General features: G+C 55.5%; 11 protein-coding genes. 10 read left to right on the top strand and 1 reads right to left on the bottom strand.

All coding sequences use genetic code 11. From position 1 onward, the window contains the following. Positions 1 to 8: 8 nt before the first annotated feature. The gene (gene yegD / locus IB214_RS09180) at positions 9 to 1,361 is read left to right on the top strand and encodes a molecular chaperone (protein WP_117343268.1); all 1,353 of its coding nucleotides are present in this window, start codon (positions 9 to 11) and stop codon (positions 1,359 to 1,361) included. A 98-nt stretch (positions 1,362 to 1,459) separates the two neighbouring features. On the opposite strand, the gene IB214_RS09175 is transcribed toward yegD, so the two are convergent. After that, a complete protein-coding gene (locus tag IB214_RS09175) occupies positions 1,460 to 1,519 on the bottom strand; it encodes a type I toxin-antitoxin system Ibs family toxin (protein ID WP_101741518.1) in 60 nt (19 codons plus the stop codon). Between the two features lie 278 nt (positions 1,520 to 1,797). On the opposite strand from IB214_RS09175, the gene IB214_RS09170 reads away from it, so the two are divergent. From IB214_RS09170 to yegQ, 9 genes are all read left to right on the top strand, one after another. Further along, positions 1,798 to 3,045 (top strand): MdtA/MuxA family multidrug efflux RND transporter periplasmic adaptor subunit, encoded by a 1,248-nt coding sequence (locus tag IB214_RS09170; protein WP_117343267.1) that lies wholly within the window; start codon positions 1,798 to 1,800, stop codon positions 3,043 to 3,045. Further along, a complete protein-coding gene (locus IB214_RS09165) occupies positions 3,045 to 6,167 on the top strand; it encodes an MdtB/MuxB family multidrug efflux RND transporter permease subunit (RefSeq protein ID WP_117343266.1) in 3,123 nt (1,040 codons plus the stop codon). Before IB214_RS09170 ends, IB214_RS09165 begins: the two co-directional genes overlap by 1 nt. Beyond that, positions 6,168 to 9,248, top strand: coding sequence for a multidrug efflux RND transporter permease subunit MdtC (mdtC, locus tag IB214_RS09160; RefSeq protein WP_117343265.1), 3,081 nt, complete (start codon positions 6,168 to 6,170; stop codon positions 9,246 to 9,248). It abuts the gene before it with no gap. After that, positions 9,245 to 10,657, top strand: coding sequence for an MFS transporter (locus IB214_RS09155; protein ID WP_117343264.1), 1,413 nt, complete (start codon positions 9,245 to 9,247; stop codon positions 10,655 to 10,657). Before mdtC ends, IB214_RS09155 begins: the two co-directional genes overlap by 4 nt. Continuing rightward, complete coding sequence (gene baeS / locus IB214_RS09150) at positions 10,657 to 12,060, top strand: two-component system sensor histidine kinase BaeS (RefSeq protein WP_096756568.1); 1,404 nt, start codon at positions 10,657 to 10,659, stop codon at positions 12,058 to 12,060. Before IB214_RS09155 ends, baeS begins: the two co-directional genes overlap by 1 nt. Then, the gene (baeR, locus tag IB214_RS09145; RefSeq protein WP_115258084.1) at positions 12,057 to 12,779 is read left to right on the top strand and encodes a two-component system response regulator BaeR; all 723 of its coding nucleotides are present in this window, start codon (positions 12,057 to 12,059) and stop codon (positions 12,777 to 12,779) included. The genes baeS and baeR overlap by 4 nt, the downstream gene beginning before the upstream one ends. 79 nt (positions 12,780 to 12,858) lie before the next feature. Continuing rightward, the gene (locus tag IB214_RS09140) at positions 12,859 to 14,967 is read left to right on the top strand and encodes a DUF4034 domain-containing protein (RefSeq protein ID WP_117343263.1); all 2,109 of its coding nucleotides are present in this window, start codon (positions 12,859 to 12,861) and stop codon (positions 14,965 to 14,967) included. Further along, complete coding sequence (locus IB214_RS09135) at positions 14,967 to 15,680, top strand: tetratricopeptide repeat protein (protein WP_161959040.1); 714 nt, start codon at positions 14,967 to 14,969, stop codon at positions 15,678 to 15,680. Before IB214_RS09140 ends, IB214_RS09135 begins: the two co-directional genes overlap by 1 nt. 120 nt (positions 15,681 to 15,800) lie before the next feature. Next, complete coding sequence (gene yegQ, locus IB214_RS09130) at positions 15,801 to 17,162, top strand: tRNA 5-hydroxyuridine modification protein YegQ (RefSeq protein ID WP_115258081.1); 1,362 nt, start codon at positions 15,801 to 15,803, stop codon at positions 17,160 to 17,162. Positions 17,163 to 17,350: the final 188 nt, after the last annotated feature.

Genomic DNA, 17,350 nt, shown 5'->3' with positions numbered 1-17,350 from the left:
GCTTTACGGTGTTTATTGGTTTTGACTATGGTACGGCGAACTGTTCAGTGGCCGTCATGCGTGACGGGCAGCCGCAATTGCTCAAAATGGAAAATGACAGCACGCTACTGCCCTCCATGCTGTGCGCCCCGACGCGTGAAGCGGTCAGCGAGTGGCTGTATCGCCATCATGATGTCCCGGCAACGGATGACGAAACGCAGGCATTACTGCGTCGTGCGGTGCGCTTTAATCGCGAAGAAGACATCGATGTGAACGCCAATAGCGTGCAGTTTGGTCTGGCATCACTGGGCCAATATATTGATGACCCGGAAGAAGTCTACTTCGTTAAATCACCAAAATCGTTTTTAGGTGCCAGCGGCCTGAAACCGCAGCAGGTTGCGCTATTTGAAGATTTAGTCTGTGCGATGATGCTGCACATCCGCAACCAGGCACAAAACCAGCTACCCGAAGCGATCACCCAGGCTGTTATCGGTCGTCCGATCAACTTCCAGGGGTTAGGCGGCGACGACGCCAACGCCCAGGCACAAGGTATTCTTGAGCGCGCGGCCAAACGCGCCGGTTTCCAGGATGTGGTGTTTCAGTACGAGCCGGTCGCGGCGGGACTGGATTATGAAGCCACACTGCAAGACGAAAAACGCGTGCTGGTGGTGGACATCGGCGGTGGTACCACCGACTGCTCGTTGCTGCTGATGGGTCCGCAGTGGCATCAGCGCGCCGATCGCGAAACCAGCCTGTTAGGCCACAGTGGCTGTCGCGTAGGCGGTAACGATCTGGACATCGCGCTGGCCTTTAAACACCTGATGCCATTGCTCGGCATGGGAGGCGAAACCGAAAAAGGCATCGCCTTACCTATTCTGCCGTGGTGGAACGCCGTCGCCATTAACGACGTTCCGGCCCAAAGTGATTTTTACAGTACCGCCAACGGACGCTTGTTAAACGATCTGATCCGCGACGCGAAAGAAGCCGATAAAGTCGCTCTGCTGCTCAAAGTCTGGCGCGAGCGTCTGAGCTACCGGCTGGTACGCAGCGCTGAAGAAAGCAAAATTACGCTTTCCACACAGGCAAACGTCAACGCGGCTCTGCCGTTTATCAGTGATGAACTGGCAACGGCAATCAGCCAACAGGGGCTGGAGACGGCGCTCAATCAGCCACTGGCGCGCATTCTGGAGCAGGTGCAGCTGGCGCTGGATAATGCCCAGGAAAAACCGGATGTTATTTATTTGACCGGTGGCAGTGCACGCTCACCGCTTATCAAAAAAGCCCTCTCCGAACAGCTGCCGGGGATCCCTATCGCCGGTGGCGATGATTTCGGCTCGGTGACTGCCGGTCTGGCACGCTGGGCAGACGTGGTTTTCCGCTAAGCGGCTCGCAGGCTGAAAAGTGTGCGTATTGACATCATCGTGACTGTGGCTTATGGTCAGGAGTGAGGGTTAGGGAGGGTTTCCCCTCCCCTGGTGTCTTAGTAAGCCGCGAAGCTAATCACTAAGAGTATCACCAGTATGATGACGTACTTCATCATAACCCTTTCCTTATTTTGGCCCCTTCCTCGGGAGGGGCTTTCCCGTTCCAGCGTCCGGCTGAAATCTCTGGCTTTCCTCCTTTTGCCTTGTCCGCACTCTAGCGCACTCTTCCGCATTGGCGATTTTCACCGCCCATTGTTGCGTAACGCCTCGCAAAGCCGCACCGCCATTCAGACGAATCCCGACAGTGTTTCATAATTCCTCCATCTTTCGCCCTTGATCGCTGGCTAAACTAGTATCATTACGCGAAACGTTTCAGGATGAGAAACTTATAACAATGAAAGGCAGTAACAAATCCCGCTGGGTGATAGCAATCGTGACCGTCGTGGCGGCCATCGCCGCATTTTGGTTCTGGCACAGTCGCAGTGAATCTCAGGGGAATGCCCCCGGTGCAACCGGGCAAGCACAGCACGCCGCAGGCTCAGGGCGTCGCGGAATGCGTTCTGGTCCGCTAGCCCCCGTGCAGGTTGCCACCGCCAATGAACAAGCCGTTCCACGTTACCTGACGGGACTGGGCACCGTGACGGCCGCGAATACCGCAACGGTTCGCAGTCGGGTAGACGGTCAGCTCATCGCGTTACACTTTCAGGAAGGACAGCAGGTCAAAGCCGGCGACCTGCTGGCTGAAATAGACCCCAGCCAGTTCAAAGTCGCCCTTGCCCAGGCGCAGGGACAGTTAGCCAAAGATACCGCGACGCTGGCAAATGCCCGTCGCGACCTGGCCCGCTATCAGCAACTGGTGAAAACCAATCTGGTCTCCCGTCAGGAACTGGATGCTCAGCAGGCATTGGTGAACGAAACGCAAGGGACGATCAAAGCCGATGAAGCCAGCGTCGCCAGCGCCCAGTTGCAGCTCGACTGGAGTCGCATCACCGCCCCTGTCGATGGCCGTGTCGGCCTGAAACTGGTCGACGTGGGTAACCAAATCTCCAGCGGTGATACCACCGGGATTGTCGTCATTACGCAAACCCATCCCATCGACCTGATCTTCACCTTGCCAGAAAACGATATTGCGACCGTGCTACGGGCGCAAAAAACGGGCAACCCGCTGAAGGTCGAAGCCTGGGATCGCACCAATTCGCAGAAACTCAGTGAAGGCATACTGCTGAGCCTCGACAACCAGATTGATACCACCACCGGCACCATCAAAGCGAAGGCTCGCTTCAACAATCAGGATGACACGCTGTTTCCGAATCAGTTCGTTAACGCCCGTATGCTGGTCGCCACCGAGCAAAACGCCATCGTAATCCCCACTGCCGCCTTACAAATGGGCAATGAAGGTCACTTTGTCTGGGTGCTGAATACAGAGAATAAAGTCAGTAAACATCTGGTCAAACCGGGCATTCAGGACAGTCAAAAAGTGGTGATTACCGCCGGGCTGTCGGCAGGCGATCGCGTCGTCACCGACGGTATTGACCGCCTGACGGAAGGGGCGAAAGTTGACGTTGTGGAGGCGCATAGCGCCACGGCCACAAACGATAAAGCCACCGCACGCGAGTACGGCAAAAAAGGAGCACGCTCCTGATGCAGGCGTTACCTCCGGACAACACCGGCGGCCCATCCCGCCTGTTTATTCTGCGCCCTGTTGCCACCACGCTGCTGATGGTGGCGATTTTACTCGCCGGGATTATAGGCTATCGCTTCCTGCCCATCGCAGCGTTGCCGGAAGTGGATTACCCGACCATTCAGGTGGTGACACTCTACCCTGGCGCCAGCCCGGATGTGATGACCTCCGCCGTGACTGCTCCGCTTGAGCGCCAGTTTGGGCAGATGTCGGGTCTAAAACAGATGTCCTCACAAAGCTCCGGCGGTGCATCCGTGGTGACATTGCAGTTTCAGCTCACGTTACCACTGGACGTCGCCGAACAGGAAGTCCAGGCCGCGATTAACGCCGCCACCAATTTATTACCGAGCGATCTGCCCAACCCACCGGTGTACAGCAAAGTGAACCCGGCGGATCCGCCGATCATGACGCTGGCGGTGACCTCTACCGCCATGCCCATGACGCAGGTGGAAGATATGGTCGAAACCCGCGTGGCGCAGAAAATCTCTCAAGTCTCCGGCGTGGGCCTGGTTACACTGTCTGGCGGACAACGTCCCGCCGTGCGCGTAAAACTTAACGCACAGGCCATTGCCGCGTTAGGGCTGACCAGCGAAACCGTCCGCACCGCCATCACCGGCGCCAACGTCAATTCAGCCAAAGGTAGCCTGGATGGCCCGACGCGCGCCGTCACCCTGTCAGCCAACGACCAGATGCAGTCTGCCGATGAGTATCGTCAGTTAATCATTGCCTATAAAAACGGTGCGCCAGTGCGCCTCGGGGATGTCGCAACCGTCGAGCAAGGTGCGGAAAACAGCTGGCTGGGCGCGTGGGCCAATAAGCAACAAGCTATCGTGATGAACGTTCAGCGCCAGCCTGGTGCGAACATTATCTCCACCGCGGACAGCATTCGCCAGATGCTGCCTGCGCTAACAGAAAGCCTGCCAAAATCGGTCAATGTCACGGTGCTTTCGGATCGTACAACCAACATTCGTGCTTCCGTTTCCGACACCCAGTTTGAACTGATGCTGGCGATTGCGCTGGTGGTGATGATCATTTACCTGTTCCTGCGCAATATACCGGCCACGATTATTCCCGCGGTCGCCGTACCGCTATCGCTGATAGGTACCTTTGCGGTAATGGTATTCCTCGATTTCTCGATCAATAACCTGACGCTGATGGCGCTGACCATCGCCACGGGGTTTGTGGTCGATGACGCGATTGTGGTTATCGAGAATATTTCGCGCTATATCGAAAAAGGGGAAAAACCGCTGACCGCCGCCCTTAAAGGCGCAGGCGAGATTGGTTTTACTATCATCTCATTGACGTTTTCCCTGATCGCAGTGCTGATCCCACTGCTGTTTATGGGCGATATCGTCGGGCGATTATTCCGCGAGTTCGCCGTCACGCTGGCGGTGGCGATTTTGATTTCCGCCGTCGTATCACTGACGCTCACGCCAATGATGTGCGCCCGCATGCTCAGCCAGGCGTCATTGCGCAAGCAAAACCGCTTCTCCCGTGCCTCGGAAAGAATGTTCGAGCGCGTCATTGCCGGGTACGGTCACTGGCTGGCAAAAGTGCTTAACCACCCATGGCTGACGCTTGGCGTCGCGCTCGGCACGCTGGCATTAAGCGTGATGCTGTGGATCTTTATCCCGAAGGGCTTCTTCCCGATCCAGGATAACGGCATTATTCAGGGCACGTTGCAGGCACCGCAGTCCAGCTCATTTGCCAGCATGGCTCAACGCCAGAGTCAGGTCTCTGATGTGATCCTTAAAGACCCGGCAGTAGAAAGCCTGACCGCGTTTGTCGGCGTTGATGGCACCAATCCGGCGCTGAACAGCGCGCGCCTGCAAATTAACCTTAAGCCGCTGAATGAACGCGATGACCGCGTGCAAAAAGTCATCGCTCGCCTGCAGGATGCAGTGGATAACGTGCCCGGCGTCGATCTCTATCTTCAGCCTACCCAGGATCTGACCATTGATACGCAGGTGAGCCGCACCCAGTATCAGTTTACGCTGCAGGCCACCTCGCTGGACGCTCTCAGCACCTGGGTGCCGCAGCTACTGGAAAAACTGCAGCAGTTGCCACAACTGTCTGACGTCAGCAGTGACTGGCAGGACCAGGGACTGGTGGCGTATGTAAATGTTAATCGCGACAGCGCCAGCCGTTTAGGCATCAGCATGGCAGATGTCGATAACGCGCTGTATAACGCTTTCGGACAGCGGCTGATTTCAACCATCTACACCCAGGCAAACCAATATCGGGTGGTGTTGGAACATGATACCGCCAGTACGCCGGGGCTTTCCGCGTTGGACTCCCTTCGCCTGACCAGCAGCGACGGCGGGATCGTCCCGCTTAGCACCATCGCCAGCATTGAGCAGCGTTTTGCCCCGCTGTCGATAAACCATCTCGATCAGTTCCCGGTCACCACCATCTCGTTCAACGTGCCGGATGACCACTCGCTGGGCGATGCGGTAGAGGCAATACTGCAGGCGGAAAAAACGCTGGACCTGCCGTCAAGTATTACCACCCAGTTCCAGGGCAGTACGCTGGCCTTCCAGGCCGCGCTCGGCAACACAATCTGGCTGATTGTGGCGGCGGTCGTCGCAATGTATATCGTGCTCGGCGTGCTGTATGAGAGCTTTATTCACCCAATCACCATTCTCTCCACGCTGCCGACGGCGGGCGTCGGGGCACTGCTGGCATTGATGATTGCCGGTAGTGAACTGGACGTTATTGCGATCATCGGTATTATTTTGCTGATCGGTATCGTCAAGAAAAACGCCATCATGATGATTGACTTTGCCCTTGCCGCTGAACGCGAACAGGGGATGGCACCGCGCGACGCCATATTCCAGGCGTGCCTGCTGCGTTTTCGCCCGATCCTGATGACCACGCTGGCGGCTTTGCTGGGAGCATTGCCGCTGATGTTAAGTACCGGCGTGGGCGCTGAGTTACGCCGCCCATTAGGTATTGGTATGGTCGGTGGACTGCTGGTCAGTCAGGTATTAACCCTGTTTACCACCCCGGTGATTTACCTGCTGTTTGACCGACTGTCGCTGTACGTGAAAAACCGCTTCCCGCGTCAGGAAGAGGACGCGTAAATGAAATTTTTTGCTCTCTTCATCCATCGTCCGGTAGCGACCATTCTCCTTTCCGTCGCCATTACCCTGTGCGGCATTCTGGGCTTTCGCCTGTTACCGGTCGCGCCGCTGCCGCAGGTAGATTTCCCGGTGATCATGGTCAGCGCCTCGCTGCCGGGAGCATCACCCGAAACCATGGCGTCGTCCGTCGCAACGCCGCTGGAACGCTCGCTTGGGCGTATCGCGGGCGTGAATGAAATGACGTCAAGCAGTTCGCTTGGCAGCACGCGCATTATTCTTGAGTTTACGTTTGATCGCGACATCAACGGCGCGGCGCGGGACGTTCAGGCGGCCATTAACGCCGCCCAAAGCCTGCTGCCCAGCGGAATGCCCAGTCGGCCAACGTACCGAAAGGCGAATCCATCCGATGCGCCTGTCATGATCCTGACGCTAACCTCGGATACTTATTCTCAGGGCGAATTGTATGATTTCGCCTCGACACAGCTGGCGCAAACCATCGCGCAAATTGACGGCGTTGGCGACGTCGACGTCGGCGGCAGCTCCCTGCCCGCCGTGCGCGTTGGCCTGAACCCGCAGGCGCTGTTTAACCAGGGTGTCTCACTGGATGACGTGCGTAGTGCGATCAATAGCGCCAACGTGCGTCAACCACAGGGCGCGCTGGAAGATGAAACCCGCCGCTGGCAGGTGCAAACCAACGATGAGCTCAAAACCGCGGCTGAGTATCAACCGCTGATTATTCACTACAACAACGGTGCGGCCGTACGTCTGGGTGACGTCGCCTCTATCACTGACTCGGTGCAGGATGTGCGTAACGCCGGGATGACCAATGCCAAACCGGCCATTCTGTTGATGATCCGCAAACTCCCGGAAGCCAACATCATCCAGACGGTGGACAGCATCCGGGCCAAATTGCCAGAGTTACAAACGCTGATCCCGGCCGCCATTGATTTGCAAATTGCCCAGGATCGTTCGCCGACCATTCGTGCGTCGCTGGAAGAAGTGGAACAGACGCTGATTATCTCCGTGGCGCTGGTTATCCTGGTGGTGTTTGTTTTCCTGCGCTCCGGGCGCGCGACGCTGATCCCCGCCGTAGCAGTGCCCGTCTCGCTGATTGGCACGTTTGCCGCCATGTATCTGTGTGGATTCAGTCTGAACAACCTGTCGCTAATGGCGCTGACCATTGCCACCGGGTTTGTGGTCGATGACGCCATCGTGGTGCTGGAAAATATATCCCGGCACCTGGAAGCGGGAATGAAGCCGCTCCAGGCGGCATTACAAGGCACGCGCGAAGTCGGATTTACGGTACTTTCCATGAGCCTGTCGCTGGTGGCGGTGTTCCTGCCGCTGCTGTTAATGGGCGGTCTGCCGGGACGATTACTGCGGGAATTTGCCGTGACCCTGTCGGTTGCCATCGGGATTTCACTGCTGGTCTCGCTGACGCTCACACCAATGATGTGCGGATGGATGCTCAAATCAAGCGCCCCACGAGAACAGTCTCGTAAGCGAGGATTTGGCCGGGTGCTGGTTGCCTTGCAACAAAGTTACGCCACCTCGCTGCAGTGGGTGTTACGCCATACCCGAATGGTGGGCGTGGTATTACTGGCAACCATTGCGCTCAACGTCTGGCTGTATATTTCCATCCCCAAAACCTTTTTCCCGGAGCAGGACACCGGCGTCCTGATGGGGGGGATCCAGGCCGACCAAAGCATTTCGTTTCAGGCCATGCGCGGAAAGTTGCAGGATTTTATGAAGATCATCCGTGACGATCCAGCTGTGGACAACGTCACCGGTTTTACCGGCGGCTCCCGTGTTAACAGCGGCATGATGTTTATTACCCTGAAGCCGCGCGCAGAGCGCCAGCAAACCGCTCAGCAGGTGATCGACAGGCTGCGCGTGAAGTTGGCCAAAGAGCCGGGGGCGAACCTGTTTCTGATGGCGGTACAGGATATTCGCGTCGGGGGACGGCAAGCCAACGCCAGCTACCAGTACACGCTGCTGTCGGACGATCTTGCCGCATTACGGGAATGGGAACCGAAAATCCGTAAAGCGTTAGCCACCCTGCCCCAACTGGCTGACGTCAACTCCGATCAGCAGGACAACGGTGCAGAGATGAGTCTGACCTACGATCGTGACACCATGTCACGTCTGGGGATCGACGTCGAAGCCGCCAACAGCCTGCTGAATAACGCCTTTGGTCAGCGGCAAATATCGACCATCTACCAGCCGATGAACCAGTACAAAGTGGTGATGGAGGTCGACCCGCGCTACACCCAGGACATCAGCGCGCTGGATAAAATGTTTGTCATTAATAGCGATGGCAAAGCCATTCCGTTGTCGTACTTTGCTAAATGGCAACCGGCGAACGCCCCGCTGTCGGTGAACCATCAGGGGCTGTCTGCCGCCTCAACCGTGTCGTTTAACCTGCCGACCGGCGCATCACTTTCTGAGGCCACAGAAGCCATTAACCGGACCATGACCCAGCTTGGCGTCCCGTCAACGGTGCGCGGCAGTTTTGCCGGTACGGCGCAGGTTTTTCAGGATACGATGAACTCGCAGGTGATCCTGATTATCGCCGCCATCGCCACGGTCTACATCGTGCTGGGTATGCTGTATGAAAGCTACGTTCATCCGCTAACTATCCTCTCAACGCTGCCTTCTGCCGGGGTGGGTGCGCTACTGGCACTGGAACTGTTCAATGCCCCGTTCAGCCTAATCGCCCTGATAGGGATCATGCTATTAATTGGCATTGTGAAGAAAAACGCCATCATGATGGTCGACTTTGCGCTTGAGGCGCAGAGAAACGGCAAACTGACGCCGGAAGAAGCCATTTTCCAGGCCTGCCTGCTGCGTTTTCGTCCCATCATGATGACCACGCTGGCTGCTCTCTTTGGCGCGCTGCCGCTGGTGCTATCGGCTGGCGACGGTTCGGAACTGCGCCAACCGTTGGGGATAACTATCGTCGGCGGGCTGGTAGTGAGCCAACTGCTGACGCTGTACACCACCCCGGTGGTGTATCTCTTTTTCGACCGTCTGCGGATGCGTTTTTCGCGTAAAAACAGCAACCCGGTAGCAGACTTATGACAGAACTTCCCGACAGCACCCGCTGGCAGCTTTGGATTGTGGCGTTCGGCTTTTTTATGCAATCGCTGGATACCACCATCGTCAATACCGCGCTGCCTGCAATGGCCAAAAGCCTCGGCGAAAGCCCGTTGCATATGCATATGGTCATTGTGTCGTATGTCTTAACTGTGGCGGTGATGCTGCCCGCCAGCGGCTGGCTGGCAGACAAGATCGGCGTACGTAATATTTTCTTCACCGCCATCATCCTGTTCACGCTGGGATCGCTGTTTTGCGCCGGGTCCAGCACGCTCAATGAGCTGGTAATGGCCCGCGTGTTACAAGGCGTCGGCGGTGCGATGATGGTGCCAGTCGGCAGGCTGACGGTGATGAAGATTGTCCCGCGCACGCAGTATATGGCGGCAATGACCTTCGTCACCTTACCGGGGCAAATTGGCCCGTTGCTCGGCCCGGCATTAGGCGGCATTCTGGTGGAGTATGCGTCCTGGCACTGGATTTTCCTGATTAACATTCCCGTCGGCATTATTGGGGCAATAGCCACCTTAATGCTGATGCCTAACTACACGTTGCAAACCCGGCGCTTCGATCTTTCGGGATTTATGCTGTTGGCCGTTGGTATGGCGGCACTGACGCTGGCGCTGGATGGCAGCAAAGGCAGCGGGATCTCAGACATTACGCTGGCGGCGCTGGTTATCTGCGGCGTGCTGGCAATCCTTCTGTATATCAGACACGCCAGCAACAACCCGCGTGCACTGTTCAGTCTGCATCTGTTTCGCACCCCCACCTTCTCATTAGGCCTGCTTGGCAGTTTTGTCGGGCGCATTGGTAGCGGAATGTTACCGTTTATGACGCCGGTGTTTTTGCAGATTGGGCTGGGCTTTTCTCCGTTTCATGCCGGGCTGATGATGATCCCGATGGTACTGGGCAGCATGGGCATGAAGCGTATTGTGGTTCAGGTCGTCAACCGGTTTGGTTATCGTCGGGTGCTGGTTGCCACCACGCTGGGCCTGTCGCTGGTCTGCCTGTTGCTGATGACCACCGCCCTGCTCGGCTGGTATTACGTGCTGCCCTTCGTGCTGTTTTTACAAGGCATGGTCAACTCCACCCGTTTTTCATCGATGAACACCCTGACCTTAAAAGACTTACCTGACGATCTCGCCAGCAGCGGCAACAGCCTGCTTTCGATGATCATGCAGCTGTCGATGAGTATCGGGGTAACCATCGCTGGCCTGCTGTTGGGCATGTTTGGTCAACAGCATATCGCTCTCGACAGCGGCAGCACCCATACCGTCTTTATGTATACCTGGCTGTGCATTGCCCTGATTATCGCGCTGCCAGCGATGATTTTTGCCCGCGTGCCAAACGATACGCAAACCAACGCGGTGATTTCACGGCGTAAAAGGAGCAACTGATGAAGTTATGGCGACCCGGAATAACCGGCAAACTGTTTCTGGCGATTTTTGCCACCTGCATTGTGCTACTCATTAGCATGCACTGGGCCGTACGGGTAAGCTTCGAACGCGGATTTATTGACTACATCAAACACGGCAATGAACAGCGGCTACAAATGCTGAGCGACGCGCTGGGCGAACAATATCAGCAACATGGCAACTGGCGGTTTCTGCGCAATAACGACCGTTTTGTTTTTCAGATCCTGCGTTCTTTTGAACACGACAACAACGATGACAAGCCAGGCCCCGGTATGCCGCCGCACGGCTGGCGTACCCAGTTTTGGGTCATCGACCAAAACGCCCGCGTGCTGGTCGGCCCACGTGGTCCGGTTCCCGGCGACGGCACGCGCCGCCCAATCACAGTTAACGGGATCGAAGTGGGTGCCGTCATCGCGTCGCCCGTAGAACGCTTAACGCGTAATACAGATATTAATTTCGATAAACAGCAGCGCCGTACCAGTTGGCTGATCGTCGCGCTCTCCACTATCCTGGCGGCGCTGGCTACGTTTACACTGGCGCGTAGTCTGCTGGCCCCCGTCAAACGTCTGGTGGACGGCACGCACAAGCTGGCCGCGGGGGATTTCACCACCCGCGTTGCCCCCACCAGCACCGATGAACTGGGCAAACTGGCGCAGGATTTCAACCAGTTGGCCAGTACGCTGGAAAAGAACCAGCAAATGCGCCGTGATTTTATGGCCGATATTTCTCACGAACTGCGCACGCCGCTGGCGGTGTTGCGCGGCGAGCTGGAAGCGATTCAGGATGGCGTTCGCCAGTTCACTCCAGATTCGGTGGCCTCTTTACAGGCCGAAGTGGGCACGCTGACCAAACTGGTGGACGATCTCCATCAGCTCTCAATGTCAGATGAAGGCGCCCTGGCCTACCAAAAAACCTCCCTGGATCTGATCCCGTTACTGGAAGTCGCAAGCGGCGCGTTTCGCGAGCGTTTTGCCAGCCGCGGACTGACAATACAACTCTCGCTGCCGGACAGCATGACGGTGTTTGGCGACCGGGATCGTCTGATGCAACTGTTCAATAACCTGCTGGAAAACAGCCTACGTTATACCGACAGCGGCGGCGGGCTGCGTATTTCCGCCGAACAGCGCGAGCGCCAGGTCTTACTGACCTTCGCCGATTCAGCCCCGGGCGTAAACGATGCACAGCTGCAAAAACTGTTTGAGCGATTTTATCGCACCGAAGGTTCGCGTAACCGCGCCAGCGGAGGCTCCGGTCTGGGTCTGGCGATTTGCGTCAATATTGTTGAGGCGCACAATGGGCATATCCGCGCCGCCCATTCGCCTTTTGGCGGGGTAAGCATTACAGTAGAGTTACCGCTGGAACGCGATTTACAGAGAGATGTATGACAGAGTTACCCATTGATGAAAACACGCCGCGTATTCTGATCGTGGAAGATGAACCCAAGCTGGGACAATTGCTTATCGACTACCTGCGTGCCGCGAGCTATGCCCCGACGCTCATCAACCACGGTGACCAGGTTTTACCGTACGTGCGCCAGACGCCACCCGATCTGATTTTGCTGGATCTGATGCTGCCAGGCACTGACGGCCTCACCCTGTGTCGGGAAATTCGACGTTTCTCTGAAGTGCCGATCATGATGGTCACCGCCAAAATCGAAGAAATTGACCGTCTGTTGGGACTGGAGATCGGTGCCGATGACTACATCTGTAAGCCCTACAGCCCGCGTGAAGTTGTCGCCCGCGTGAAGACAATACTGCGCCGCTGTAAACCCCAGCGCGAACTGCAGCAACTGGATGCTGCCAGCCCGCTGATCGTTGATGAAGGCCGTTTTCAGGCGTCATGGCGCGGGAAGATGCTCGACTTAACCCCGGCGGAGTTCCGCCTACTGAAAACGTTGTCGCATGAGCCGGGAAAAGTCTTCTCCCGCGAGCAATTGCTTAACCATCTCTATGATGACTACCGGGTCGTGACCGATCGCACCATCGACAGCCATATCAAGAACCTGCGGCGCAAGCTGGAGTCGCTGGACGCCGAACAGTCGTTTATCCGCGCAGTGTACGGCGTCGGGTATCGTTGGGAAGCGGATGCCTGTCGGATAGCGTAATTAAAAAAATCTCACGCTTCGCAGTTATAGGCTACAGTGTAGGAAATTTACACCTACATCGTAGCCAAAAGGACTGTCCATGGTTCAGGATGAACGCATACTCAACGCAATGCGTGAGATGTGCAATAGCAAACTGCCGCATACTGACGAGCAACGCATCTGGCATATCGCCAATATTCCCGCACTGCTGCGCGAAGCGCGCTACGATGAGCTCGACGCCCGCTTCAACCAGGCGCTGACGGACAGCTTCACCAGCCGTGAAGCTGAAAAGCGCTACTTCCTCGCCTGGACCCAAATGTGCAACCGTTTTTATGATATGGATGCTCTCGTCGATGCAGGTCCGCAAGGATTAGCTCTCATCAAAGCCTGGCAGCACGCCCGCCCGCGCTCGACTCATGCCTGGCTTGCCGAAGCCCAGTACTGGAACCACCGCGCGTGGCTTTACCGTAGCTATGGTTGGGCAGAGGAGACGTCTGCCGCAATGTGGGTTTGCGCCGGGGCCTGCAACGAGCGAATGGTCATTGCCGCATTGAATGCTATCGATTGCGAGCCACGCCAGTGGATGGTTGCCTTATTAACCAGCACCAACACAAAAGTCTTCGGTCAACCCGACTGGTTAATTGAATTTCTTCAGGGTACCGATTTCACCGGGCAACCGCGGATGCAGGTGTTAGCCAAATATCATCAGGATTCGCAGCAGGAAATGGAAACGCTGATGGCCTTTTCCGGGCTTTCTCTGGAAGATGCAGCGTGCCCAAATCTACCGCGTCCAGCGGTACTGCCGGATTGCAAGGGCGATGCCGAGGCTGAATACTGGCTCTCTGTGTGTCTGGCTATTTTTCCGCGCGCATTTTACGCGCTGGATGAATACATTCCATTTCAGATGCCACGCTGGGGTGGTTCACACGAGGGCATTCGTGAATTTCTGGCCTCACCAACCTGCGGCCATCTTTGTGCCGCCGAGCGCGAGCATCTGGAATTATTAATCTGGTGGGACACCTGTCGCGATTTGCGTATTAAGGAACTCGAGTACCCACCGGAACGGGAAACGTTTATCGCCAAAGCCGAAGATATTGCCCAGCGGGCGCATAGCCAAAGTTCTCGTCATCATGCGCTGGAGTGGCTGTTAACCTGCTATAACGATCTGAGCGATCTCGACGCCCTGTGGTATACCATTCAACGTGCGGTCGCGGAAAACCTCAAGCTGAGTCATTACTACACCGTGTACGCGCTAAAATTTGCGCTACGCGACTTCCCGGACACCTGGTGGATTTATAATTTCTTGCACCAGAACGCCAGGCAAACCGAGTTTTACGCCGCCAGAATCTACAGCGGCTATTTCCAGTACGCAGGATTATTCGGGTTTGAAAAAGATGAAGCACAGGGCATTGCCGTACTCGATAGCGTAGCTGCACTGGAATATAACAATAACTGGCAGTCAGCCATCAAAGATATTGACTGGCTCGATCTCCCGCAGCATTTTGCCTTACTGGCAGAGCTGGGTGCTCAGAGAAACCTGCCCTGCGCCTACTACTTGCAGGCCCTCGAATACAATAACCCAGACAACAATAGCCTTCTTCCTTATGATCCCGTTACCGCGCTAAATTATTTTCAGCGTGCAGCGGAGATTTTGCACCAACAGGTCGCGCTGCAAGAGAAGACCCCCTATCGACTGGTCGTTAACGCCGGATACCACGCGTATCAACATGACCTGCAGGATATTCACAGCAAAATCGCCGATTGCTACGAACGTTTAGCCCGGCAAGAAACCCATGCTGGCATGCGTTCCGTTTACGAAAAAAACCTGCTTGATAATTTACATCAGGCCGATCGGTTCGGTTCGAAACAAGCCTGGAGCGTCTTCCTGCTGAAACTTCGCGAGGTAAACGATTTTACCCTGGCGCATTCCTATCTGAACATCCTGGAGGAAGAAGGCTACAACGGTACGGCGGAAGCCATGGTGACGCTGTCGTGGCTGTATGGTAATAAACACGACAAGAAACTGTTCAACATGAAAGCCAGTGCGCGCTGGGCCTATTTCTTTATTACGCTTTTCCCGGATCACGCGTTATTTACTGAATTATCTCCGCTACATTTCGATACCCTCGCGAAACGCTGTCGCTTTGCCTGGCATACCTCGAAAATTGCTGATTCAGAACTGCCGAATAAAGATATATGGAACAGATAATGCGCTTAATATTACTCTCCTTCTGCCCTCTGTTGCTGCTTTGCACGCCTGCCAGAGCAGAAATCACCGAGCAGCAGTTGCAAGCTGACTGCGCGAAAGTCCCTACCTACGCCAGCCAAGGTGAGCAGTTCTATAAAGCCAGGAACTATGCCAAAGCGCGTGAAGCCTTTGAAAAACAGGTGACCTGGAGCGAAGGTTGTCAGCTCGATCATAAAACCGTGGCGACGGCCTATAACAACGTGGCGCTAACCTGGATGCGTCAGGGTGAATGGCGCAAAGCGCAAGCCTGGCTGACCATTAATCCCAACGATGCCAAATCAATCTACAATCTGGGGCTTATCAAAGAAAAGTTAGCCGCATTGCCAAAAAGCGACTCCCCTGCCGGGGAATACTGGAACTATGCCGGTCTGGCAACCTGGGAAACGCTGATTGTTAAACCTACAGAGAAAAAATCAGACTTTCAGGTTGATTTCCAAGGGTATTATTTCGGCATGATGGCCCTCTATTACGGACCAAACATCGGCGAATTCTCAGAACTGATCACGCTGAATAACAATAAAGGCGTGATTGCACTCAGAGAGAGTGACTACATCCACTGCGATATCTCGCTGACGGTCACACCTGAAGGCATCGACGCCAGTACCGACGATCCGCAAAACTGCGGCTTCGGTATGTACGTGCGCGCCGACGGGCACTATCTGCGGGTTGATTGAACCCGCAAGGTTTACTGTCTCCTCGCGCAGCGCTACAATGCCCGCCCTTAATATGGGGGCACTCCCCTAACCGCCTCACCGAGTGAGGCGAGTCTGACCTGTCATCAGAACGAGAAAATTATGTTTAAACCGGAACTCCTTTCCCCGGCGGGAACGCTGAAGAACATGCGTTACGCTTTTGCCTATGGCGCAGATGCCGTCTACGCGGGCCAACCACGTTACTCCCTGCGCGTACGCAACAACGAATTCAACCACGAAAACTTACAGCTCGGCATCAATGAAGCCCATGAACTGGGTAAAAAATTCTATGTAGTGGTCAACATTGCACCACACAACGCCAAGTTGAAAACCTTCATTCGTGACCTGAAGCCGGTGGTGGAAATGGGGCCGGATGCATTAATCATGTCCGATCCAGGTCTGATTATGTTGGTGCGCGAAAACTTCCCGGACATGGATATTCACCTGTCAGTACAGGCGAACGCCGTAAACTGGGCGACGGTAAAATTCTGGAAACAGATGGGGCTGACCCGCGTGATCCTGTCCCGTGAACTGTCACTGGAAGAAATTGAAGAGATCCGCACCCAGGTGCCGGATATGGAGCTTGAAATCTTCGTTCACGGCGCACTGTGCATGGCCTACTCCGGCCGCTGCCTGCTCTCCGGTTACATCAACAAGCGTGACCCAAACCAGGGAACCTGCACCAATGCCTGCCGCTGGGAATACAACGTGCAGGAAGGCAAAGAAGATGTGGTGGGTAACATCGTGCACAAGTACGAGCCTATCCCGGTACAAAACGTTGAGCCGACGCTGGGTATTGGCGCGCCAACGGATAAAGTGTTTATGCTCGAAGAAGCCCAGCGTCCGGGCGAGTACATGACCGCGTTCGAAGACGAACACGGCACCTACATCATGAACTCCAAAGATTTACGCGCCATTGCCCACGTTGAGCGTCTGACCCAAATGGGTGTGCACTCGCTGAAAATCGAAGGTCGCACCAAGTCTTATTACTACTGCGCACGTACCGCGCAGGTGTATCGTAAAGCAATTGACGATGCCGCAGCCGGGAAACCGTTCGATCCGCAGCTGCTGGAAACGCTGGAAGGCCTGGCGCATCGCGGTTATACAGAAGGTTTCCTGCGTCGCCATACGCATGACGACTATCAGAACTACGAGTACGGTTTCTCCGTTTCCGAACGCCAGCAGTTTGTCGGTGAATTCACCGGTGAGCGTAAAGGCGAACTGGCTGCGGTTATCGTGAAAAATAAATTCACCGTCGGTGACAGCCTGGAGTTGATGACCCCGCAGGGCAACGTCAATTTCACGCTCGAGCAGATGGAAAATGCCAAAGGCGAAGCGATGCCTGTGGCGCCGGGCGACGGTTACACCGTCTGGATGCCGGTCCCGGAAGATATCGATCTGAATTATGCATTGTTAATGCGTAATTTTGCCGGTGAGTCCACGCGCAACCCGCATGATAAGTAGTTAGTTACGGTTATTTTTCAGCGTTCGGAAGATTCTTAGAAATCGATCACATACCGCTTCGTTCAATAAGGGTATTATCCGTTTCGCTGAAAAACATAACCCATAAATGCTAGCTGTACCAGGAACCACCTCCTTAGCCTGCGTAATCTCCCTTACGCAGGCTTATTTTTTGCCTGTAATCTACCTTT

It is taken from the genome of Citrobacter sp. C1, from assembly GCF_014596895.2.
In the GTDB taxonomy this organism is placed as follows: domain Bacteria; phylum Pseudomonadota; class Gammaproteobacteria; order Enterobacterales; family Enterobacteriaceae; genus Citrobacter; species Citrobacter gillenii.
Note: the sequence above shows the minus strand (reverse complement) of the source record. Positions and strands in the feature narration are given on the sequence as shown.